1 protein-coding gene is annotated in these 912 nt (G+C 53.4%); it reads left to right on the top strand.

The window, feature by feature from the left end; translation table 11 throughout:
• Positions 1-91 precede the first annotated feature (91 nt).
• The gene (locus NW860_RS10405; RefSeq protein ID WP_414514045.1) at positions 92-751 is read left to right on the top strand and encodes a hypothetical protein; all 660 of its coding nucleotides are present in this window, start codon (positions 92-94) and stop codon (positions 749-751) included.
• Positions 752-912 lie beyond the last annotated feature (161 nt).

Genomic DNA, 912 nt, shown 5'->3' on the forward strand with positions numbered 1-912 from the left:
CCTTCTTGCTGGAGGGATCCCTTTTTTGTGCCTGCTCTGGTACTCTGGGTGGGGGTGCTGAGTTTACAAACTCAGAGGGGGTTTGGATGGGATGGTTATAGGTCTTATTATTTTTGTCCTTTTTCTCGTCCTTTTTTTCTTAGGCCCTCTGGCGCTTATCACCTATCTAGAGAAGAGGCGTCGGGAAGCCTTGGAGCGGGTAGCCGGGAGGTTGGGAATGTCGTTTTCGGCGGAGCTACCCGAAGGGATCCGATCCCGCTTGCTTCAGGCTGGCTTTTTCCAACGAAGCGGCGCTCGTTTCTACAACTCGATGTTCAAACGACTGAACGATGGAACCGAAATCGCCATCTTTGACTACAGCTGGAAGGCTTCCAGAGGAAGAAATTATTACTTTTCTGTTTTCTGGGCCTATTGCGAAGACCTACGGCTACCTCATTTTCGGCTGCACCCAGAAGTTCCCTTGTTCCACGACGTTGCTAAAGCTTTTGGCATGCAGGATATCAATTTCGAGAACCATCCCGACTTTTCTCGCCGCTACCTTTTGCGCGGAGAAGATGAGGCTAAGATTCGCCTGCGCTTCCATCCCAGTTTCCTCAACTTCTTGGAGCAGCATCCTCCTTGTTGTGCGGAGGGATTCGGGCCGCAGCTTGTCATTTGGCGGGATGACCCACCGGTGAGTCCAGAAGAAATGGCAGACTGGCTGCGCTTTGGGGAAGAATGGGTGCAGCGACTGCGGTTGCGTCGCGTTTAGGCTCCCTCGTCTTCGGCACTCAAGCAAGGCTGATCCCCAGGTATGATGGGGGAAAGAGTTTAAGAAACGTGAAGTGTCTCCGTTGTCCCAGGCAGTTGTTCTCGTGACAGGGGCCACAGGGGGAATTGGCAGTGCCCTTGTGCCTCTCTTGGCCCAGGCCG

The organism is Synechococcus sp. F70.1, from assembly GCF_047502745.1.
In the GTDB taxonomy this organism is placed as follows: Bacteria; Cyanobacteriota; Cyanobacteriia; order Thermostichales; family Thermostichaceae; genus Thermostichus.

What these genes read in the sequence shown, in the direction of transcription:
- NW860_RS10405 (WP_414514045.1), top strand. Translation starts at nt 92, where the DNA reads ATGGTTATAGGTCTTATTATTTTTGTCCTTTTTCTCGTCCTTTTTTTC.